At 68.6% G+C, this 20,338-nt stretch carries 19 protein-coding genes and 1 tRNA gene; 14 read left to right on the top strand and 6 right to left on the bottom strand.

All coding sequences use genetic code 11. The annotated features are described in order from the left end of the window. Window positions 1-57 precede the first annotated feature (57 nt). From KOF26_RS14960 to KOF26_RS14980, 5 genes are all read right to left on the bottom strand, one after another. Complete coding sequence (locus KOF26_RS14960; RefSeq protein ID WP_216326912.1) at window positions 58-699, bottom strand: DedA family protein; 642 nt, start codon at window positions 697-699, stop codon at window positions 58-60. A gap of 134 nt (window positions 700-833) precedes the next feature. Then, window positions 834-1,886, bottom strand: coding sequence for an NAD(P)-dependent alcohol dehydrogenase (locus tag KOF26_RS14965; RefSeq protein WP_216326721.1), 1,053 nt, complete (start codon window positions 1,884-1,886; stop codon window positions 834-836). Window positions 1,887-1,986: 100 nt separating this feature from the next. Continuing rightward, a complete protein-coding gene (hslU, locus tag KOF26_RS14970) occupies window positions 1,987-3,291 on the bottom strand; it encodes an ATP-dependent protease ATPase subunit HslU (protein WP_216326724.1) in 1,305 nt (434 codons plus the stop codon). Between the two features lie 129 nt (window positions 3,292-3,420). Continuing rightward, window positions 3,421-3,978, bottom strand: coding sequence for an ATP-dependent protease subunit HslV (hslV, locus tag KOF26_RS14975; protein WP_216326727.1), 558 nt, complete (start codon window positions 3,976-3,978; stop codon window positions 3,421-3,423). A gap of 63 nt (window positions 3,979-4,041) precedes the next feature. Then, window positions 4,042-4,380: a DMT family protein gene (locus KOF26_RS14980; RefSeq protein ID WP_216326730.1), complete on the bottom strand. Its 339-nt coding sequence runs from the start codon at window positions 4,378-4,380 to the stop codon at window positions 4,042-4,044. A 48-nt stretch (window positions 4,381-4,428) separates the two neighbouring features. Here KOF26_RS14980 and KOF26_RS14985 point away from each other — a divergent pair, with 48 nt between their 5' ends. From KOF26_RS14985 to KOF26_RS15000, 4 genes are all read left to right on the top strand, one after another. Next, entirely contained in the window at window positions 4,429-4,734 is a 306-nt protein-coding gene (locus KOF26_RS14985; RefSeq protein WP_216326733.1) for a DUF3297 family protein, read from the top strand. A gap of 158 nt (window positions 4,735-4,892) precedes the next feature. Next, a complete protein-coding gene (locus KOF26_RS14990) occupies window positions 4,893-5,630 on the top strand; it encodes an Npun_F0296 family exosortase-dependent surface protein (protein WP_216326736.1) in 738 nt (245 codons plus the stop codon). 40 nt (window positions 5,631-5,670) lie between these two features. After that, window positions 5,671-6,924: a M24 family metallopeptidase gene (locus KOF26_RS14995; protein ID WP_216326739.1), complete on the top strand. Its 1,254-nt coding sequence runs from the start codon at window positions 5,671-5,673 to the stop codon at window positions 6,922-6,924. Window positions 6,925-7,096: 172 nt separating this feature from the next. Further along, complete coding sequence (locus KOF26_RS15000; RefSeq protein ID WP_216326742.1) at window positions 7,097-7,399, top strand: hypothetical protein; 303 nt, start codon at window positions 7,097-7,099, stop codon at window positions 7,397-7,399. 159 nt (window positions 7,400-7,558) lie between these two features. Here KOF26_RS15000 and KOF26_RS15005 read toward each other — a convergent pair. Next, window positions 7,559-7,635: transfer RNA gene (locus tag KOF26_RS15005), tRNA-Pro, on the bottom strand. A 142-nt stretch (window positions 7,636-7,777) separates the two neighbouring features. Here KOF26_RS15005 and yajC point away from each other — a divergent pair. The 10 genes from yajC (at window position 7,778) to phhA (ending at window position 20,319) form a co-directional block, all read left to right on the top strand. Further along, window positions 7,778-8,119 (top strand): preprotein translocase subunit YajC, encoded by a 342-nt coding sequence (gene yajC, locus KOF26_RS15010; RefSeq protein WP_216326745.1) that lies wholly within the window; start codon window positions 7,778-7,780, stop codon window positions 8,117-8,119. Between the two features lie 13 nt (window positions 8,120-8,132). Continuing rightward, window positions 8,133-9,734 carry a protein translocase subunit SecD gene (gene secD, locus KOF26_RS15015; RefSeq protein ID WP_216326747.1) on the top strand — a complete coding sequence of 534 codons (1,602 nt, stop codon included), beginning with the start codon at window positions 8,133-8,135 and terminating at the stop codon, window positions 9,732-9,734. A 12-nt stretch (window positions 9,735-9,746) separates the two neighbouring features. Then, window positions 9,747-10,721, top strand: coding sequence for a protein translocase subunit SecF (gene secF, locus KOF26_RS15020; RefSeq protein WP_216326751.1), 975 nt, complete (start codon window positions 9,747-9,749; stop codon window positions 10,719-10,721). A gap of 7 nt (window positions 10,722-10,728) precedes the next feature. Next, entirely contained in the window at window positions 10,729-11,109 is a 381-nt protein-coding gene (locus tag KOF26_RS15025) for an Mth938-like domain-containing protein (protein WP_216326753.1), read from the top strand. A 72-nt stretch (window positions 11,110-11,181) separates the two neighbouring features. Further along, entirely contained in the window at window positions 11,182-11,961 is a 780-nt protein-coding gene (locus tag KOF26_RS15030) for an outer membrane protein assembly factor BamD (RefSeq protein WP_216326756.1), read from the top strand. An 86-nt stretch (window positions 11,962-12,047) separates the two neighbouring features. Then, complete coding sequence (recN, locus tag KOF26_RS15035) at window positions 12,048-13,709, top strand: DNA repair protein RecN (RefSeq protein ID WP_216326759.1); 1,662 nt, start codon at window positions 12,048-12,050, stop codon at window positions 13,707-13,709. 46 nt (window positions 13,710-13,755) lie between these two features. Further along, a complete protein-coding gene (locus KOF26_RS15040; RefSeq protein WP_216326763.1) occupies window positions 13,756-15,294 on the top strand; it encodes a tetratricopeptide repeat protein in 1,539 nt (512 codons plus the stop codon). Between the two features lie 31 nt (window positions 15,295-15,325). Further along, a complete protein-coding gene (gene ligA, locus KOF26_RS15045) occupies window positions 15,326-17,452 on the top strand; it encodes an NAD-dependent DNA ligase LigA (RefSeq protein ID WP_216326767.1) in 2,127 nt (708 codons plus the stop codon). 61 nt (window positions 17,453-17,513) lie between these two features. Continuing rightward, complete coding sequence (locus tag KOF26_RS15050; RefSeq protein ID WP_216326770.1) at window positions 17,514-19,421, top strand: CHASE3 domain-containing protein; 1,908 nt, start codon at window positions 17,514-17,516, stop codon at window positions 19,419-19,421. 49 nt (window positions 19,422-19,470) lie between these two features. Next, window positions 19,471-20,319, top strand: a complete 849-nt coding sequence (phhA, locus tag KOF26_RS15055) for a phenylalanine 4-monooxygenase (protein WP_216326773.1) — start codon at window positions 19,471-19,473, stop codon at window positions 20,317-20,319. The last annotated feature ends 19 nt before the right edge of the window (window positions 20,320-20,338 follow it).

Here is a 20,338-nt window from a genome sequence, read left to right on the forward strand (position 1 = left end):
CTATATCCCGTCACCCCGAAGGGGTTCGGCATGACGCTCGTAGCGGGGGCGTGAAAGCTAATCCGCCACCCGCTCCTTGCGGTGGCGCCGGACCTTGTGCTGGATGATCCAGCCGAGCCCGACCAGGATCGCGACGACGATGATCGCGTCGAGGCGATGGAACCATGCCGATATGCGCGGGTCGCTGTTCCAGCGCTCGCCGAGCTTCATGCCGATCCACGCCAGCACCCAGCAGAACGGCCAGGAGCCGAGGAAGGTGTAGAGGTGGAACTTCGTCAGGTTCATCCGCGCCATGCCGGCGGGGAAGGCGATGAAGGAGCGCACCACCGGCAGCATCCGGCACACCAGCACGGCAAGGCTGCCCCAACGCGCGAAGAAGCGCTCCGCCTTGTCGAGATCGTCCGTGTTCATGAACACGTAGCGGCCGAACCGCTCGACCGCCGGGCGCCCGCCCAGCCGGCCCAGCTCATAGGCCGGGATCGAGCCGATGTTGCAGCCGAACGCGCCCGCCGTCGCCACCCAGAACAGGGCGAGCTGCCCGGTCGAGACGAGATAGCCGCCGAACGGCATGATGATCTCGGACGGCAACGGCACGCACGCGCTCTCGATCGCCATGAGCAACGCGATGCCGGTATAGCCGCCCCACGAGATTACGGCGACGATCCAGCCCGCCATCCAGGCGATGATGTCAGTGATGATGTGCATAGCCGGCCGGCCCATGGCGGGGCGGGAGCCGCTTGTCGATAGGGATTGAGGCCCGGCGGGCCCCGCACCCGTCGTCACCCTGAAGCAGGTCCAGGGCGACGACGGGCGCCACGGAATGGGGCGCTACGTCAGTCCAGCGTCGCCATGTCGATGACGAACCGGTATTTCACGTCGCTCTTGAGCATGCGGGCATAGGCCTGCTCGATCTCCGGCATGGCGATCATCTCGATGTCCGCCGTGATGCCGTGCTCGGCGCAGAAATCGAGCATCTCCTGCGTTTCGGCGATGCCGCCGATCAGCGAGCCCGCGATCGAGCGGCGGCCGAAGATCAGGTTCACCACGGAGGGCGAGGGATGGGCATGCTCGGGCACCCCGACCAGCGTCAGCGTGCCGTCGCGCTTGAGCAGGGCGGTGAACGCGTCCAGATCGTGGCTGGCGGCGACGGTGTTGACGATCAGGTCGAAGCTGCGCGCATGGGCCGCCATCTGCTCGGCGTCGCGGGAGATGACGACTTCGTCGGCGCCAAGGTCGAGCGCGTCCTGCCGCTTGGATTCGGACGTGGTGAAGGCGACGACATGGGCGCCGAGCGCGTGGGCGAGCTTGATGCCCATATGGCCGAGCCCGCCAATGCCGACGATGCCGACCTTCTTGCCCGGGCCCGCGCCCCAGTGGCGCAGCGGCGACCAGGTGGTGATGCCGGCGCACAGCAGCGGGGCGGTGGCGGCGAGCTGGTCGGCGCCGTGGCGGATGTTGAGCACGAACTCCTCGCGCACCACGATCGCGTCGGAATAGCCGCCGAAGGTGATCTCGCCAGTGATCTTGTCCTCGCCATTATAGGTGCCGACGAAGCCATTCTCGCAATATTGCTCAAGGTCGTGATCGCACGCATCGCAATGCTGGCAGCTGTCGACCAGGCAGCCGACGCCGACCGTGTCGCCGGCCTTGAACCGCGTGACCTGCGCGCCGACCTCGGTCACTTCGCCGATGATCTCGTGGCCGGGGATGCACGGATAGACAGTGTTGCCCCATTCGCCCCGCACCTGATGCAGGTCCGAATGGCAGACCCCGCAATAGCGGATGGCGATGCGGACGTCGTTGGGCCGGAGATCCCGGCGCTCGAAGGAGAAGGGGGCGAGCGGCGTCTCGCTGGACTGCGCGGCATAGCCTCGGGCTGCTGGCATGGGGGAACTCCCGTCACGAATTGGGCCGGCCCGCGGACGTCGCGAACCGGCCGGGATGTAGGACCGCCCCTCGCGCCCGCAACGGGGGAGGGGCGGGTTTTCAGAGCACGAACTTCGACAAATCCGTATTCCGGGCGATCGCCTTCAGCTGCTGGTCGACATAGGGCGCGTCCACCACCAGCGTCGTGCCGCCGCGCTCCTCCGCCTCGAAGCTCACCTCTTCGAGCAGCTTCTCCATCACCGTCTGCAGCCGCCGCGCGCCGATATTCTCGACAGAGGCGTTCACCTCGGCGGCGATGCGGGCGAGGGCGGCGATGCCCTCGTCGGTGAATTCCAGCGACACGCCCTCGGTGCCGAGCAGCGCGCGATATTGCTCGGTCAGGCTGGCGCGGGTCGCCGACAGGATGCGCACGAAATCCGCCTCGGTCAGCGCCTTCAGCTCGACGCGGATCGGCAGGCGGCCCTGCAACTCCGGCAGCAGGTCGGACGGCTTGGCGACATGGAAGGCGCCGGACGCGATGAACAGGATATGGTCGGTCTTCATCGGCCCATATTTGGTGGCGACGGTGGTGCCTTCGATCAGCGGCAGCAGATCGCGCTGCACACCCTCGCGGGAGACCGAGCCGCCGCGCACGTCGCTGACCGCGATCTTGTCGATCTCGTCGAGGAAGACGATGCCGTTCGCCTCGGCGTCGGCCAACGCCGCGCGGGACACCTCGTCCTGATCGAGGCGCTTGTCGGCCTCCTCCTCGACCAGCTTGGCCCAGGCAGCCTTGACGGTGAGCTTGCGGCGCTTGGTCGGCTTCTGCCCGCCGAACGCCTTGCCCATCATCTCGGAGAGGTTGATCATGCCGACCTGGCCGCCCATGCCGGGAATCTCGAAGGGGGTGTTGGGCACCTCTTCCACCTCCAGCTCGATCTCGGTGTCGTCGAGCTGGCCGTCCTCGAAGCGCTGGCGGAAGGCCAGGCGGGTCGCCTCCGAGGCATCCTTGCCGACCAGCGCATCGAGCAGCCGCTTGCGCGCGGCCTCCTCGGCCTTGTCCTTGACGGCGAGGCGGCGGCGTTCCTTCTCCAGCCGGATCGCCTCCTCGACTAGGTCGCGGGCGATCTGCTCCACGTCGCGGCCGACATAGCCGACCTCGGTGAACTTGGTCGCCTCCACCTTCACGAAGGGCGCGTCGGCGAGCTTGGCGAGGCGGCGGCTGATCTCCGTCTTGCCGCAGCCGGTCGGCCCGATCATCAGGATGTTCTTGGGCGTCACCTCGTCGCGCAGCGATTCCGGCAGCTGTTGCCGCCGCCAGCGGTTGCGCAGCGCCACCGCGACGGCGCGCTTGGCGTCGTCCTGCCCGATGATGTGCGCGTCCAGCGCGGCCACGATGGCCTTGGGGGTAAGAGCGTCGTTCATCTGATCTGGGTTTCCGTCATGGATTGATTTTCGGGCCCGCCTCCCTGAACCTGTTCCGCCATCCGCTCGGCCGCGAGCACCGGCGCCGGCGGCGAAGTGGTCCCGAACAGGTTCGGGCGAGGGCGGGGGTCAGCGCGCGCTGTCCAGCGTCTCGATAGTCAGGCGGTCGTTGGTGTAGACGCAGACCTCGGCGGCGATGGCCATCGCCTTCCGGCAGATCGTCTCGGCATCCGCCTCATAGTCGAGCAGGGCGCGGGCGGCCGAGAGCGCGTAGTTGCCGCCCGATCCGATCGCCGCCACGCCGGCCTCAGGCTCCAGCACGTCGCCATTGCCGGTGAGGATCAGCGTGACCTCCTTGTCGGCGACGATCATCATCGCCTCCAGGTTGCGCAGATACTTGTCCGTCCGCCAGTCCTTGGCGAGCTCCACCGCCGCGCGCAGCAGCTGGCCCGGATGCTGCTCCAGCTTGCGCTCCAGCCGCTCGAACAGGGTGAAGGCGTCGGCGGTGGCGCCGGCGAAGCCGCCGATCACCTGCCCGTCCGCACCCAGCCGGCGCACCTTGCGCGCATTGGGCTTCATCACCGTATTGCCCATTGATACCTGGCCGTCGCCGACGACCACCACCTTGCCGCCCCGGCGGACGGACAGGATCGTCGTGCCGTGCCAGCCGATCTTGTCTTCGCTCATTCTGATCCCGCTCTGTTTTCGTTCACTTGGGGCGGATATGGGAAGGCAATTCCGCCGCCGCAATCAGTGGCCGCGCCCGACGAACAGGAACGCCGCCGCTCCGGCGATGCACGCCGCAGCACCGAGATAGCGCCAGCTCAGCGGCTCCTTCAGCACGAGGACGGCGAACACCGCGAACACCGCCAGCGTCACGCATTCCTGCATGATCTTGAGCTGGCCGCCGGAAAAGCCGTGGGCGTAGCCGATGCGATTGGCCGGCACCGCGAGGCAATATTCGATGAAGGCGATGCCCCAGCTCGCCAGGATCACCACCGGCAGCCGCGCGTCGGGGAATTTGAGATGCCCGTACCACGCCAGCGTCATGAACAGGTTGGAGCAGATGAGCAGGATCAATGTCGTCATGACGCCGCATCTAGCGCCTCGCCGCGCGTACGACTATGAGCGCGTGCCATGACCGACACGACCAACGACACGCCCCCCGATCGCCTCTCCGTCAACCCGCGCAGCCCGCATTTCGGCGGCGAGCTGCTGCGCCGCGGCATCGGCATCAGGCTTAACGGGCAGGAGAAGCGCGGCGTCGAGGAATATTGCGTGTCCGAAGGCTGGATCCGCGTTGCCGCCGGCCGCTCGCTGGATCGCAAGGGCAATCCGATGACGATCCGCCTCAACGGCACGGTCGAGCCCTATTTCGAAGACACCGCCAAGGGCGACGCCGACGCCGACGCTGCCGCCACCGACACGCCCGCCGCGGACTGAAGGGCGGCCGCGCCGCCAGATCCGGCATGGCAGCGTTTGCTGGCGAGGCGCGCCTTCCCTCGTTTCGCCGGGGCGCGAGCGCTTGACGGCCGGGCGTTTCCCGTTCACGTCCGGGCGGCCCGGTCGGGCCGATGCGTGTTGTGGGGGCACCTTACGTCATGAAGATCCTTGCCAGGACAGCCGCGGCTGCCCTCGCCACCCTTGTCGCGGCCGGTAGCGCGGATGCCGCCATCGTCACCTCCGTCGAGGCGGCTGGCGCGCAGCACAGCACCCGCGCGCTGACCTATGGCGGCGAAAACGGTCTGGACGGTCTGTCGGCCAGCTATCACTCGGCCACTGATCTTCAGTTCGGCGCGTTCGTGTCGGCTGCTGCCGGCGATTTCTACGCCGACCCGGCCAATGGCGCGGGCGGGGCGGGCGGCACCGGCAATTATCTGAGCGCCTCGTCGTTCGGCACGGTGCTCGATTTCGTCGACAGCACCGTCAACTTTTTCGGCCTGTGGGTGTCGACGATCGACACCGGCAACACCGTCACCTTCTTCAAGGGCGGCAATCAGGTCGCGGAATACAACCTCGCCGATCTGTTCGCCGATCACGTCGCCGAGGCGAGCGCCTATCTCGGCAATCCCAACGCGCCGTTCGCCGGGGAAGCGCCGGGCGAGGCGTTCGCCTTCTTCAACTTCCAGTCGGATCAGGTGTTCGACCGGATCTGGCTGACCCAGAACGGCATTGGCGGCTTTGAGGTGGATAATCTCACCCTCGGCTATATCGCGCGCCAGCAGGCGGGCGCGGCGCTGGCCATGCCGGAGCCGGCTAGCTGGGCGATGATGCTGGTCGGCTTCGGCGCCGCCGGCCTTGGCCTGCGCCGCCGCCGGGGCGTGCCCACCATCGCTTGAGGGATTGCCGCGGCGCGGCGGCGCGCTATCGTCCGCGGCCATGATGTTTTCCCGCCGCGCATTCGTCCGGGCCGCCGCCGCGCTCCCGATCCTGGCCACCCCGGGGCTGCTGCGCGCCGCCGAGCCGGACCTGTCAACGCTGCGGCCGATGACCGGCGACGTCGTGCCGATCGGCCCGGACGAGCGGGCCCGCCGGCTCGCCCGCGCGCAACAGCTGATGCGCGTCCAAGGTCTCGCCGCGGTGCTGATCGAGCCCGGCTCGTCGCTGGTCTACTTCACCGGCATACGCTGGGGCCGCAGCGAGCGGGCGATGCTGGCGGTACTGCCGGTGGAGGGGCAGCCCTGCATCGTCTCGCCTTTCTTCGAAGAGCCGCGCATGCGCGAGACGCTCGCCGTGCCGGCCGAGGTGCGCGTGTGGCAGGAAGACGAGGATCCGCTCGGCGTCGTCGGGGGCTTCCTCAGGGACCGCAAGCTCGCCGGCCGCCCGGTCGGCATCGAGGAGACGACGCGCTTCTTCATCCCCGACGCCCTGGCGCGGGCATTGCCTGCGGCGAAGCTGGTCTCCGCCGATCCGGTGGTGCGTGGTTGCCGGATGATCAAGACGCCGGCCGAGATCGCGCTGATGCAGAAGGCGACGGACGTCACCATCGCCGCCTACCGCTTCACCTGGGAGCGTGTGGAGATCGGCATGAGCCAATCCGATATCGGCGCGCTGATGACCGCCGCCACCCGCCGGCTCGGGGGCGTGCCGGGCTTCTCGATGGCCCTGGTCGGCGAGTCAGCCGCCTATCCGCACGGCACCAAGACGCCGGCGACGATGAGCCGGGACGCATTGCTGCTGATGGATTGCGGCTGCACGGTGCAGGATTACCAGTCCGACGTGTCGCGCACCTTCGTGAAGGGCAGCCCCTCCGCCGAAATCCGTAAGGTGTGGGATCAGGTGCGTCAGGGCCAGCAGATCGCATTCGCCGCGGCGAAGCTGGGCGTGGCAGCGGGCAGCGTCGACGATGCGGTGCGCGCGCAATATGAGCGCTGGGGCTATGGGCCGCGCTACAAGCTGCCCGGCCTCTCCCACCGTACCGGCCACGGCATCGGCCTTGACGGGCACGAGCCGGTCAACCTCGTCCATGGCGAGGCCACGCGGCTGGCGCCGGGCATGTGCTTTTCCAACGAGCCCGGCCTTTATCTGCCCGGCAAGTTCGGCGTGCGGCTGGAGGACTGCTTCTACATGACCGACGCCGGTCCGAAATGGTTCAGCGAACCGCCGCGCTCGATCGAGGCGCCGCTCGGCTGAGGCGCGCCGGCACCCGGACCGCGATAGAGTGGCGGGGCGGGTGAGGGCGGGCGTGTCCGGCTGATGGCCAAAGCGCGGCAGGACGCCAGCGCCTCGGGCCGCCCTGCTTGCCGTCGACGTGTCGGCAAAGTGTCATTGCAGCGGGCCGCCCGCTGTGAGAAATTGCCTCCCAATGGAGGGCATCGTGGTCACATCGACACGACATCGCGGCCGTTGGCCGAACTGGCACCATCTCATGTGGGGCGGCCTCGCGCTGGCGTTGGTGAGCCCGCTGGTCGCCATGCAGTTCACGCCGGAAGTCAATTGGGGCTTGGTCGATTTCCTGGCTGCCGCCCTGATTCTCGGCGGCGGCGGCGTCGCGGCCGAACTGGCGATGCGCTTCGGCCGGAGCGGGGCGGCGCGCGTGGGCGTGATATCCTCGGCGGTGATCGTCGGCGCGCTGATATGGGCGCAGCTGGCTGTTCGGATCATCTAGTCCGCCGCGGCCGCTCTGCCGCCGGACCTCGGCAGACGATGGAAAAGCTGCCGACGAATCGTCGTACCGCACAGGATGGGCGTCGACGAAACCGCTGCCGTGCATTTTTGCGCGGATCATGCAGCCACCTGGGGGTCAGGCGAAAGGGTGGCTAAGTGATGGTCGGGGCGACAGGATTCGAACCTGCGACCCCCAGACCCCCAGTCTGATGCGCTACCAGGCTGCGCTACGCCCCGACCAGAGCCGGCGCCTTTAGAGGGCTCGTCGCACTTGTGCAAGCCGGCCCGCCCCATTGCTACCACAAGCCACCCATGTTAGGCGGCCGGCCTTCCGCAGCCGGGCCTTTTGCCCGGCCCAATTTCAGGCAGTCAGACGATCATGTTCGCCTCGCCCGCATTCGCCCAGACCGCAACCGCAGGGGCCGCATCCGGCGGCGCCGCCAGCTTCCTGCTGCAGATCGCGCCGCTGCTGTTCATTTTCGTGATCTTCTATTTCCTGCTGATCCGCCCGCAGACGCAGCGCATGAAGAAGCATCGCGCGATGATCGAGGCGGTGAAGAAGGGCGACAGCGTCGTCACCGGCGGCGGCTTCATCGGCCGCGTTACCCGCGTCGACGAGGACGAGGTCGAGGTCGAGCTGGCGCCGGGCATGAAGGTAAGGGCGCTGAAGAGCACGCTGTCCGAAGTCCGCCTGCCGGGCGGCAAGCCCGCCAACGACTGATCGGCGGCTCGCGATGCTTGATTTCCCGCGCTGGAAAGTCCTCTCCATCTGGGGCGTGCTGCTCCTGGGCATCGTCTTTGCGCTGCCGAGCCTGGTGCCCGAGCGCGTCGCCGACCAGATCCCGCGCTTCCTGCCGCATGCGCGCTTCAACCTCGGCCTCGATCTGTCGGGCGGCAGCCACCTGCTGCTCGAGGCGGACACCGCCGATGTCGCCCGCCAGCGCGTGGCGACGATGGAAGAGGCGGTCCGCACCGAATTACGCCGCAACACGCCGCGCATCGACATCGGCGAGATCTCGACCGCAAACGGCCGGCTGAGCTTCATGGTGCGCGACGCCGCCCAGGTCGACGCGGCGGTCGAGAAGGTCCGCGCCATGACCCAGGGCGTCGGCATCACCGGGCAGCGCGACTGGGACGTCGCGGTCGTCGATTCCACCCGTATCGTCATGACGCCGACCCAGTCGGGCCTTGATTCGGCGGTGAACAGCGCGATGGAGCAGGCGACCGAAGTCGTCCGCCGCCGCATCGACGAGCTCGGCACGCGCGAACCAACGATCATCCGCCAGGGCGCCTCGCGCATCCTCGTCCAGGTGCCCGGCCTGCAGGACCCGCAGGCGCTGAAGGCGCTGCTCGGCAAGACCGCCAAGCTCGAGTTCAAGCTGGTCGACCAGACGGTGACGCCGGAGGATCTCGCCGCCGGCCGTGCGCCGATCGGCGGACAGCTGCTGCCTTATCCGGACAATCCCCTCGGCGCGAAGGTGATCGCGGTGCAGCGCCGCGCGATCATCAGCGGCGATCAGCTGATCGACGCCCGCCAGAGCTACGACCAGAACAACATCCCCAACGTCACGATCAGCTTCAACTCCGAGGGTGGCCGCCGCTTCGCGCGGGTGACGCAGGAGAATGTCCACAAGCCGTTCGCCATCATCCTCGACAACAGCGTGATCTCGGCGCCGAACATCAACGAGCCGATCCTCGGCGGATCGGCGACGATCAGCGGCAACTTCACGGTCGATTCCGCCAACCAGCTGGCCATCGCGCTGCGCTCGGGCAAGCTGCCGGTGGCGTTGAAGGTGATCGAGGAGCGCACCGTCGGCCCGCAGCTCGGCGCCGATTCGATCCATGCCGGCATCCTCGCCTCGGCGATCGCGGCGACGGCGGTGATCGTGTTCATGCTTGTCACCTATGGCCGGTTCGGCGTCTATGCGAACCTCGCCGTGATCATCAACATCTTCGTGATCCTTGGCGCGATGGCGATCATGGGCGCGACGCTCACGCTGCCCGGCATCGCCGGCTTCGTGCTGACCATCGGCACCGCCGTCGATGCCAACGTGCTGATCAACGAACGCATCCGCGAGGAGCGGCGGCGCGGGCGATCGGTCGTGCAGTCGGTCGAGCATGGCTATAAGGAAGCCAGCCGCACCATCTTCGAAGCGAACGTGACCCACGCCATTGCCGGCCTGATCATGCTGGTGCTGGGCTCCGGGCCGATCAAGGGCTTCGCCGTGGTGCTGCTGCTCGGCATCGCGACGTCGGTGTTCACCGCCGTCACCTTCACCCGGATGCTCGTTGCCGGCTGGTTGCGCCGCGCGCGGCCGTCCGAGATCCATATCTGAGGAGGGCGGGCCATGCGTCTCCTGAAGCTCGTCCCCGACAATACCAATATCGGCTTCGTCCGCATCCGCCACATCGCCTTCGCGGTGACGGCGCTGTTGACGATCGCCGCGATCGGACTGGTGTTCGCGCGCGGCCTCAATCTCGGCGTCGATTTCGTCGGCGGCCTGATGGTCGAGGCGAAGTTCACCAGGCCCGCCGAACTCGACAGGGTCCGCGCCTCGGTGGATCGGCTGGGCGTCGGCGATGCCCAGCTCCAGCAGATCGGCGATCCCAACACCGTCTCGATCCGCCTGCCGCTGCCCACCTCCACCGACGAAGGCGCGACCAACGCCGTCGTCAAATCGGTGCAGGGGGCGCTGACCCGCGAATATCCTGGCGTGATGTTCAATCGCGCCGAGACCGTGTCGGGCAAGGTTTCCGGCGAGCTGATCTTCAACGGCGTGCTCGCGGTGATGCTCGCGATCATCGGCATCGCGATCTTCTCGTGGCTGCGCTACGAATGGCAGTTCGGCATCTCGACCGCCGTCGCCATCATCCATGACGTGCTGATGACGCTCGGTTTCTTCGCGCTGACCCGCTTCGAGTTCGATCTGAACATCGTCGCCGCGGTGCTGACGATCATCGGCTATTCGATCAACGACAAGATGGTCATCGACGATCGCATCCGCGAGAATATGCGCAAGTACCGCAAGATGGACATGAAGACGCTGATCGACCTGTCCGTGAACGAGACGCTGCCACGCACCGTGATGACGTCGATCACGGTGATGCTGGCGCTCGGCGCGCTGCTGCTCTTCGGCGGCCACGTGCTGCGCGGCTTCACCGCGGCGATGATGCTGGGCATCGTCGTCGGCACCTATTCGTCGATCTATGTCTCGTCCTCGCTGCTCATCTCGCTGGGGCTGGACCCGCAGACGAGCGCGCAGAAGAAGCCCGCGGCGAGCGCGGTCAGCGGCGCCGAGCGCATCGGCAAGCGCGAGGGATAAGGGGCGCATGCCCCGCCTCGAGCTGGAACGCCAGGCCAGCGGCCCGCAGATTCGCGGCTTCACCGCCGCAGGTGGCTTCAGGGTGGACGAAGGCGTGTTCCCGCGCGGCCTGCTGATCACCAGCGCATTTGCGCGCGACTGGTCGCCGCCGCCGCTCGACGCGCTCGGCGAGGCGGACCTCGCAGCGCTGCTCGATCCGCAGCCGGAATTCCTCCTGCTCGGCACCGGCCCGGCCCAGGCGCAGCCCGTGCCGGCGCTTCGCAAGGCGCTGGAGGCGAGGGGGCTCGGCATCGAGGCGATGGACAGCCGCGCCGCCGCCCGCCTGTGGGGCGTGCTCCGCGCCGAAGGCCGGGTGATCGGCGCCGCGCTTTACCCGCTCAGCCAATGACGCCGTTCAGCCGCCACTCAGGCCGCCGCGGCCATCTTCCAACCCGTTACGCCTTCCGCTAGGACCACGGCCATGCGTCTTCCCCTTCGTCCGCTCGCCCTGATCCTGATCGCCGCGGCCCTGCCGCTCGCCGGATGCGCGTCCAATCGCAACAAGGCCGACACGCGTTACGTCGCCCGTGACGTCGACACGCTGTACAATGCCGCCAAATATCAGCTCGACCGCGGCCGTTACCCGACCGCCGCCGCGCTGTTCGACGAGGTGGAGCGCCAGCATCCCTATTCGATCTGGGCCCGCCGTTCGCAGCTGATGAGCGCGTTCAGCTATTATCTCGCCCGCGATTATTCCAAATCGGCGGAGAGCGCGCAGCGCTTCCTGTCGATCCATCCGGGCAACAAGGATGCGCCCTACGCCCTCTATCTGATCGCGGTCGATTATTACGAGCAGATCGAGGACGTGCAGCACGACCAGAAGATCACCCAGCAGGCGCTGGACGCGATGGGCGAGCTGATCCGCCGCTATCCGGACAGCAACTATGCCGCCGACGCCCGCCTCAAGGTCGACCTGATCAATGATCACCTCGCCGGCAAGGAGATGGAGATCGGTCGATTCTATCAGCGCCGTGCTGACTGGCTGGCCTCGGTGATCCGCTTCCGCAGCGTGATCGACAAATATCAGACCTCCAGCCACGTGCCGGAAGCGCTCATGCGGCTTACCGAATCCTATCTGGCGCTGGGCGTGCCGGAAGAGGCGAAGCGCGCTGCCGCCGTGCTCGGCTCCAACTATCCGGGCACCGAATGGTATGAGCATGCCTATCGCCTGATGCAGCAGAAGGGCGTGTCCGCGTCCTGACGGTTGCCAGCGAACGGGAGGGGCCGCCTGCGCACCTTCTTCACCCTCGCTTCCACCTGTGGCGATCAGGCCCTAGATAGGTCGCGATGCTGACCAATCTGGCCATTCGCGACGTGGTGCTGATCGAGGCGCTGGAGCTTGATTTCGGCGACGGCCTTGCCGCGCTGACCGGCGAGACCGGCGCCGGCAAGTCGATATTGCTCGATGCCCTCGGCCTTGCGCTCGGCGCGCGCGCCGATAGCGGGCTGGTGCGGCAGGGGGCTGGGCAGGCCGCCGTCACCGCCGGCTTCGATCTGCCCTCCGGTCATCCCGCCTTCGCCACCCTCGACGAGGCCGGCCTGGCCGTCGAGCCAGGCGAGGCGCTGACCATCCGCCGCATCGTCAAGGCCGACGGCGGCAGCCGCGCCTGGGTGAATGATCAGCCCGCCTCGGCCGGTCTGCTGCGCGAGCTGGGCCAGCGGCTGGTGGAGATTCACGGCCAGCACGACGATCGCGGCCTGCTCGACGCGCGCGGCCATCGTGATCTGCTCGATGCCTTCGGCCGGCTCGATCGCGCCGCCGTCGCCACCGCCTTTCGCGCCTGGAAGGCGGCGGCCGAGGCGCATGCCGACGCCGAGGCCGCGCTCGATACCGCCCAGCGCGATCAGGATTATCTGACCCACGCCGTCGACGAGCTGACCCGTTTCGGGCCGGAGCCCGGCGAGGAGGCGATCCTGTCCGAGCGGCGGGCCGGCATGCAGAAGGGGGCGCGCCTCGCCGAGGATCTGGCGCTGGTCAATGAGCATCTCGACGGTTCGGACGGCGCGCTCGCCCAGCTCCGTCAGGCCGCCCGCCGCCTCGATCGGCTCGGCGCGGAGCATCCGTTGCTGGCCGAGGCGCTCGCCGCGCTCGACCGAGCCGTGATCGAGGCCGGGGAAGCCGAGGAGAAACTGGGCCTCGCCGGCGACGCGCTGGCCTTCGACCCCGCCCGGCTGGAGGCCGACGAGACCCGCCTGTTCGAGCTGCGCGCGCTCGCCCGCAAGCATCGCGTCCAGCCGGACGAGCTAGCGGCGCTCGCCGCCGATCTGGCCGGCCGGCTTGCCGCGATCGAGGCCGGCGGCGAGGGACTGGCCGCGCTGGCCGCCGCCGAGGCGAGCGCGCGCGCCGCCTATCTCGACGCCGCCGCCACCCTTAGCGCAGGGCGCGAGCTTGCCGCCGCCCGGCTCGACGCGGCGGTGGCAGCGGAGCTGGCGCCGCTCAAGCTCGACGCCGCCCGCTTCCGCACCCGCATCGAGCCGTTGCCCGACACCGGCTGGGGCGCGGCCGGGCAGGACCGGGTGGAATTTCTGATCTCCACCAACCCCGGCGCGCCCTTCGCGCCGCTCGCCAAGATCGCCTCGGGAGGCGAGCTGTCCCGCTTCATCCTCGCGCTCAAGGTGGCGTTGGCCGAGGAGGGCGGCGCGGCGACGATGATCTTCGACGAGATTGATCGCGGCGTCGGCGGCGCGGTGGCGTCGGCGATCGGCGAGCGGCTGGCGCGGCTGGCGACGCGCGCCCAGATCCTCGTCGTCACCCACAGCCCGCAGGTGGCGGCGCGCGCCGCCCGCCAATTCCTCATCGCCAAGGCGCATGACGGGCATGTCACGCGCACCTCGGTCCACGCCCTGGCGCCCGCCGAGCGGCACGAGGAGATCGCCCGCATGCTTTCCGGCGCCGAGGTCACCGACGAGGCGCGGGCGCAGGCGCGGCGGCTGCTCGAGGTGGCCTAAGGGGGCGCAGACGATGCGGGGAGCCTGGCGCGGGGGATTGATCGGGATGGTCGCGGCGCTATCGGGCGCCGCTCCCGCTTCGGCCGCGTGGATGGAGGCGCGGAGCGATCACTTCCTGATCTATTCCGACAGCAGCGAACGCGCGATCCGCGAGTTCGCCACCCGGCTCGAGCGGTTCGACAAGGGCATGCGCTATCTGCACAAGCTGCCCGACGCGCCTTCCGACAAGGCCAATCGCCTCACCGTCTTCGTCGTCTCCGATACCGATGTCGTGCGCCGGCTCTGCCTTGGCGCGGCGGAGAAACGGCCCGGCTGCCAGAATGTCGGCGGCTTTTATCAGCCGCGCGCCACCGGATCGGTCGCCTTTACGCCCGAAATGGCCGGACGCGGCGGCCAGTTCGACATGAACGCGCAGCTCGTGCTGCTTCACGAATATGCCCATCATTTCATGATGCGCAATTTCAACGCCGCCTATCCTGCGTGGTACATCGAGGGGTTCGCGGAGTTCAATTCGACAGCCAGCTTCCAGAAGGACGGCTCGATCGGCTTCGGCAAGCCGGCCATGCATCGCGCCGTCGGCCTGCTGCGCGGGCTGCAAATGTCGATGAAGGAGATCATGGCCGCCGACGTGCTGGCACTGCCGCCGGGCAAGCGCGAATCCGTCTATGGCCGCGGCTGGCTGCTCACCCATTATCTGACCTTCTCCGACGAGCGGGCCGGCCAGCTCGAAGCCTATCTGAAGGCGATCAACAGCGGCAAACCCAATATCGAGGCGGCGACCGCGGCGTTCGGCGATCTGGACAGGCTCGACCGCGACCTCGACGCCTATCTGCGCGGCGCGCGGATGAAATATGTGAACCTTGCCCCCGACGTCGTCCCGGTCGGCGCGATCGCCGTGCGCGCGCTGACCGCCGGCGAAGTGGCGGTGATGCCGGTGCGCATGCGTTCGGCGCGCGGCGTGACGGCGGCGGAGGCGCAGGATGTGGTGCTCGACGCGCGCAAGCGCGCCGCGCCCTATCCGGACGACGCCGGCGCGCAGAATGTGCTCGCCGAGGCCGAATATGACGCGGGCAACGACACCCTCGCCGGACAGGCCGTCGACCGCGCGCTCGCGGCCGCGCCGGAGGACCAGCACGCGCTCATCTACAAGGGGCTGATTTCGCTCAGAAGTGCGGCGATGGCCCGCAAGAAAGACCCCGCGGTGTGGAGCGAGGCGCGCGGCTGGTTCGTCAAGGCCAACCGGCTGGAGCCGGACGCCGCCCCGCCGCTGCTCTATTATTACCAGAGCTATGTCGCCCAGGGGCTCGCCCCGACACGCAACGCCGTGACCGGACTGGAGCGCGCTTTCGAGGTGGCGCCACAGGCCATGGAACTGCGCATCCTGCTGGCGCGCCAGTCCCTGAACGATGGCGATGCCAAGACGGCGCGGGCGCTGCTGCTGCCGCTCGCTTTCGATCCGCACGGGCCAGCGGCGGGCCCGGCGACCCGTCTGATCGCGATGATCGACGCCGGGCAGGCGGTCGAGGCCAGCCGGCTGCTCGGTGCCGTCGGCGGCAAGCCGGCCGAGAGCGACGCGCCCCGTTGAGTTCGTTCGCACCTCCGCCTAGCGAGGGCGCGTGACCCAGCTTCCCCTCACCGACGCCGCCGCCGCCGCGCGGCTTGCCGATCTCGCCGCCGAGATTGCCCGGCATAATGCGCTCTATCATACCGACGACGCGCCGGAGATCAGCGACGCGGACTATGACGCGCTGATCCGCGAAAATGCCGCGCTTGAGGCGGCCTTTCCGCATCTGGTGCGTGCCGACAGCCCGTCGCTGAAGGTCGGCGCGGCGCCGGCCGGGCATCTCGCGAAGGTCGAGCATGCGCGGCCGATGATGAGCCTCGACAACGCTTTCTCGGACGATGAGGTCGCCGAGTTCGTGGCCCGGGTGCGCCGCTTCCTGCTGCTGGGCGACGGCGAGCCTGTGATGCTGGAGGCCGAGCCGAAGATCGACGGCCTGTCCTGCTCGCTGCGCTACGAAGGCGGGCGGCTGGTGCAGGCGGCGACGCGCGGCGACGGACAGGTGGGCGAGGATGTGACGGCCAATGTCCGCACCATCAACGACATTCCCCAGACACTGGCCGGCGCCGCGCCGGACGTGTTCGAGGTGCGCGGCGAGGTCTATATGGCCCGCGCCGATTTCGCCGCCCTCAACGCCCGCCTGCTCGCCGAGGCGGGGGACCCGGCCAAGGCCCGCCAGTTCGCCAATCCACGCAACGCCGCCGCCGGGTCGCTGCGCCAGAAGGATCCGGGCGTCACCGCCGCGCGCCCGTTGCGCTTCGTCGCGCATGGCTGGGGCGAAGCATCGGCTTTGCCCGGCGACACGCAGACCGCGGTGATGGCGGCGATCGAGGCATGGGGCTTCCCCAAGGCGCTGCATCGCGCCTGCGTCGATACGCTGGACGGCATCGTCGCCCATTATCGCGCCATCGAGGCGGCGCGTGCCGACCTGCCGTTCGATATCGACGGCGTCGTCTACAAGGTCGATCGGCTCGACTGGCAGCGTCGGCTCGGCCAGGTGGCGCGCGCGCCGCGCTGGGCGGTGGCCCGCAAATTCCCGGCCGAGCGGGCCCAGACGACGCTGCGGGCCATCGACATCCAGGTCGGCCGCACCGGCAAGCTGACGCCGGTCGCGCGGCTGGAGCCGGTGACGGTGGGCGGCGTTGTCGTCACCAATGCCACGCTGCACAACGCCGACGAGATCGCGCGGCTCGGCGTCCATCCGGGCGACCGGGTGGTGGTGCAGCGGGCCGGCGACGTCATTCCCCAGATCGTCGAGAATCTGAGCCGCGACGAAGCGCGTGCCGGCTGGCCTTTCCCGCAGACCTGCCCCGAATGCGGATCGGCCGCCGAGCGCGAGCCGGGTGAGGTCGATTATCGCTGCAGCGGCGGTCTGATCTGTCCCGCCCAGCGCGTCGAGCGGCTCCGCCACTTCGCGTCGCGCCACGCCTTCGACATCGAGGGGCTGGGCCTGACCCATATCGAGGCCTTCTTCCGCGACGGGCTGATCGCGGCGCCGGCCGACATCTTCCGCATCACGCGCGATCAGCTCCTCTCCCGAGAGCGCTGGGCGGAGGTGTCGGCGCGCAACCTCATCGCGGCGATCGACGAGCGGCGGAGCGTGCCGCTCGATCGTTTTCTGTTCGCGCTCGGCATCCGCCACGTCGGCGAGGTGACGGCGCGCGATCTTGCCCGCCGCTGGCGTTCGGCCCGGGCGCTGGGCGGCGTGATCCGCCATGCCCTCCACGTCCAGCGCGCCACCACGCCGGCGCTCGGCGAGACGGAGGACAAGCATCTCGTCCGCGTCGCCAGGGCTCTCGCCGCGCTGTTCGAGACGGAGGGCGTCGGGCCGGAGGTGGCGCTGGCCATCGTCGACTTCGCCGCCGAGCCGCACAATCGCGAGGCGGTGTTCGACCTGCTCCGCCAGGTCGCGCCGCAGGATGTGGTGCACGAGACGATCGCCTCCGAAGTGAGCGGCAAGACGGTGGTGTTCACCGGCCGGCTGGAGACGATGAGCCGCGACGAGGCCAAGGCCCAGGCCGGACGGCTCGGCGCCAAGGTCGCGGACTCGGTTTCGAAAAAGACGGATCTGGTGGTGGCCGGCGCCGATGCCGGCTCGAAGCTCAGGAAGGCCGCGGACCTTGGCGTGGCGGTCATCGACGAAGCGGGATGGGCGCAAATCGTCGCCGGCGCGGGGGCGTGAAAATCCGCATCGCGGCCCCGGGGCGATTTACTTTTACCCGCCGTTACGCTGAAAAGAGCGCATGCCGACCATAATAACGCCGGGCAAGACGCCGTGGCTCCCGCTTTTGGGGCTGGCGGTGGTGTTCCTCGCCGCGGCCGGCGCCTTCTGGCTGGTGCAGAGTGAGCGCAATGCGAGTCGCTGGGTCGCCCATACGATCAGCGCCCAGCTCGCCGTGTCGCGATTCGAGGGCGAGCTGGTCCGTTATGAATCAGCCTATCGCGGCTATGTGATCCGGCCGTCGCCGCCGCTGTTCCGCGAGATCGTCGCCAGCCGACGCTCGGCCTATGCGACATTCGAGCAGATGAAGGCCGATCTGCGTGACAATCCCGCCCAGCGCGCGCGCCTTGAGCGGCTTGGCCCGCTCCTCGACGAGAAGGTCGCAACCGGCGTGCGCTGGATCAGGGTGCGCCGCGAAGGCAGGCTCGCCGAGGAACTGGGTCGCGACCGCAGTGAGCGCGGACGCATTCTCACCGCGATGATCCGCACCGAGACGGCGGAACTGAGGGCCGAGGAGGAAAGGCTGCTCCGCGTCCGCCAGAGCGAGGCGCAGCGCCTGTCCGCCGCGATCAGCTCCGGCCTCGCCGGGGCGGTGCTGCTGGTGATGATCGTCGCCGTGTTGATGGTGCGCGACGCCAATGTCCGCGGGCGGGCGATGGCCGAATCCCGCGACGAGGCGATCGCCGCGCAGGAGGCGGCGATTGCCGCCGCCAAGGCCCAGGAAGAGGCGGAAGACAAGCTCCGTCAGATGCAGAAGATGGAGGCGGTCGGCCAGCTGACCGGCGGAATAGCGCATGATTTCAACAACATGCTGGCGATCGTCATCGGCAGCCTCGATCTCGCCAGCCGTCGCCTGGAGGACCCCGAGCGGTTGAAGCGCGCCATCTCCAACGCCCGCGAGGGCGCGGAACGGGCGGCGGCGCTGACCGGGCGGCTGCTCGCCTTCTCCCGCCAGAGCCCGCTGGCGCCGGTGCCGATCGACGCCAACCGGCTCGTCTCCGGCATGTCGGAGCTGCTGCGCCGCACGCTTGGCGAGCATATCGCCATCGAGGCGGTGCTGGCCGGCGGGCTGTGGCCGACCTTCGCCGATCCGGGCGAGGTGGAGAATGCGCTGCTCAACCTCGCCGTCAACGCTCGTGACGCAATGGCCGGAGCCAAGCTCTGCAAGCTCACCATCGAGACCGCCAACGCCCATTTCGACGATCGCACCGCACGTGAGCGGATCGAGGTGCAGCCCGGCCAATATGTGATGATCGGCGTCACCGATACCGGCTGCGGCATGGCGCCAGAGGTGATCGAGCGCGCCTTCGATCCGTTCTTCACCACCAAGGAGGTGGGCAAGGGCACCGGCCTCGGCCTTTCCCAGGTGTTCGGCTTCGCCAAGCAATCGGGCGGCCATGCGGCGATCTATTCGGAGCCCGGCCACGGGACCACCGTGAAGCTCTATCTGCCGCGCTATCACGGCCCCGCCACCGTGCTGGAGATGCCCGCCGCGACGCCGGCGCCGCGCAGCAGCGACGGCATGCCGCTGGGCAGCGCCGACGAAATCATCCTCGTCTGCGAGGACGAGCAGCGCGTGCGGCATTTCTCCGTCGATGCCCTGCGCGAGCTTGGCTACACCGCCCTTTCGGCAACCGAGGGCACGGACGCGCTGCGCCTGCTGACCGAAGTGCCGGGCGTGGTGATGCTGTTCACCGACATCGTCATGCCGGGCATCAGCGGCCGCGTGCTCGCCGATCGCGCGCGGGAGATCAGGCCCGAGCTGAAAGTGCTCTACACCACCGGCTACACCCGCAATGCCGTTGTCCATAATGGCATGCTCGATCCGGGCGTCGCCTTCCTCGCCAAGCCGTTCACGATGAGCCAGCTCGCCAACAAGGTGCGCGACGTGCTGGACGGGCGCGGCGCGAACCGCCCGCCCGTCGCCTGACCGTCCGGCCAGATTGGGCGGCATGGCGGGCCATGATAGGCTGCGGGCCATGACTCACCATCTCGATGCGCCGCCCCCCGGCGCCAATCCGGACTGGACCATCGCGCAGGACTGGTCCGCCTATAGCCAGGACGATCATGCCACCTGGGATCTGCTGTTCGCGCGCCAGTCCCGCCAGCTCGTCGGGCGCGCCTCGGCCGCCTATCTGCGCGGGCTCGACGTGCTGCGCCTGTCGCGGCCGGGCATCCCGGATTTCGACGAACTGTCCGAACGGCTGCACGCGCTGACCGGCTGGCAGGTGGTGGCGGTGCCGGGGCTGGTGCCGGACGAGGTGTTCTTCGATCACCTCGCCAATCGCCGCTTCGTCGCCGGCAACTTCATCCGCCGGCGCGACCAGCTCGATTATCTGCAGGAGCCGGACGTGTTCCACGACGTCTTCGGCCATGTGCCGATGCTCGCCGATCCGGTATTCGCCGATTACATGCAGGCCTATGGGCTGGGCGGGCAGCGCAGCCTCGGCTTCGGCGCGCTGCACAAGCTGGCGCGGCTCTACTGGTACACCGTCGAGTTCGGGCTGGTGCGCGAGGAGGGGGGCTTGCGTATCTACGGCTCCGGCATCGTCTCCAGCCACGGCGAAAGCGTGTTCGCGCTCGACGATCCCAGCCCGAACCGGCTGGCGTTCGACCTCGCCCGGGTGATGCGCACCAATTATCGCATCGACGATTACCAGCAGGTCTATTTCGTCATCGACAGTTTCGACGATCTTCTCCGCCAGACGCAGGAGACCGACTTCGCGCCGCTCTACGCCCGGCTGGAATCGCTTCCCGACCTGACCCCGGCCGATCTGCTGCCGGAGGATCGGATCATCACCCGCGGCACCCAGGCCTATGTGAGCTAGAGCCTCCTGCGGGCGGCCT

Source organism: Sphingomonas quercus (genome assembly GCF_018863195.1).
Classification (GTDB): Bacteria; Pseudomonadota; Alphaproteobacteria; order Sphingomonadales; family Sphingomonadaceae; genus Solisphingomonas; species Solisphingomonas quercus.

Coding starts and splice junctions, on each gene's coding strand:
- KOF26_RS15030 (WP_216326756.1), top strand. CDS start 11,182: ATGCGTCTTCCCCTTCGTCCGCTCGCCCTGATCCTGATCGCCGCGGCC.
- hslU (WP_216326724.1), bottom strand. CDS start 3,291: ATGAACGACGCTCTTACCCCCAAGGCCATCGTGGCCGCGCTGGACGCG.
- yajC (WP_216326745.1), top strand. CDS start 7,778: ATGTTCGCCTCGCCCGCATTCGCCCAGACCGCAACCGCAGGGGCCGCA.
- KOF26_RS14990 (WP_216326736.1), top strand. CDS start 4,893: ATGAAGATCCTTGCCAGGACAGCCGCGGCTGCCCTCGCCACCCTTGTC.
- KOF26_RS14985 (WP_216326733.1), top strand. CDS start 4,429: ATGACCGACACGACCAACGACACGCCCCCCGATCGCCTCTCCGTCAAC.
- secD (WP_216326747.1), top strand. CDS start 8,133: ATGCTTGATTTCCCGCGCTGGAAAGTCCTCTCCATCTGGGGCGTGCTG.
- KOF26_RS15050 (WP_216326770.1), top strand. CDS start 17,514: ATGCCGACCATAATAACGCCGGGCAAGACGCCGTGGCTCCCGCTTTTG.
- KOF26_RS14965 (WP_216326721.1), bottom strand. CDS start 1,886: ATGCCAGCAGCCCGAGGCTATGCCGCGCAGTCCAGCGAGACGCCGCTC.
- KOF26_RS15000 (WP_216326742.1), top strand. CDS start 7,097: ATGGAGGGCATCGTGGTCACATCGACACGACATCGCGGCCGTTGGCCG.
- KOF26_RS15025 (WP_216326753.1), top strand. CDS start 10,729: ATGCCCCGCCTCGAGCTGGAACGCCAGGCCAGCGGCCCGCAGATTCGC.
- phhA (WP_216326773.1), top strand. CDS start 19,471: ATGACTCACCATCTCGATGCGCCGCCCCCCGGCGCCAATCCGGACTGG.
- KOF26_RS14980 (WP_216326730.1), bottom strand. CDS start 4,380: ATGACGACATTGATCCTGCTCATCTGCTCCAACCTGTTCATGACGCTG.
- KOF26_RS15040 (WP_216326763.1), top strand. CDS start 13,756: ATGGTCGCGGCGCTATCGGGCGCCGCTCCCGCTTCGGCCGCGTGGATG.
- recN (WP_216326759.1), top strand. CDS start 12,048: ATGCTGACCAATCTGGCCATTCGCGACGTGGTGCTGATCGAGGCGCTG.
- secF (WP_216326751.1), top strand. CDS start 9,747: ATGCGTCTCCTGAAGCTCGTCCCCGACAATACCAATATCGGCTTCGTC.
- hslV (WP_216326727.1), bottom strand. CDS start 3,978: ATGAGCGAAGACAAGATCGGCTGGCACGGCACGACGATCCTGTCCGTC.
- KOF26_RS14995 (WP_216326739.1), top strand. CDS start 5,671: ATGATGTTTTCCCGCCGCGCATTCGTCCGGGCCGCCGCCGCGCTCCCG.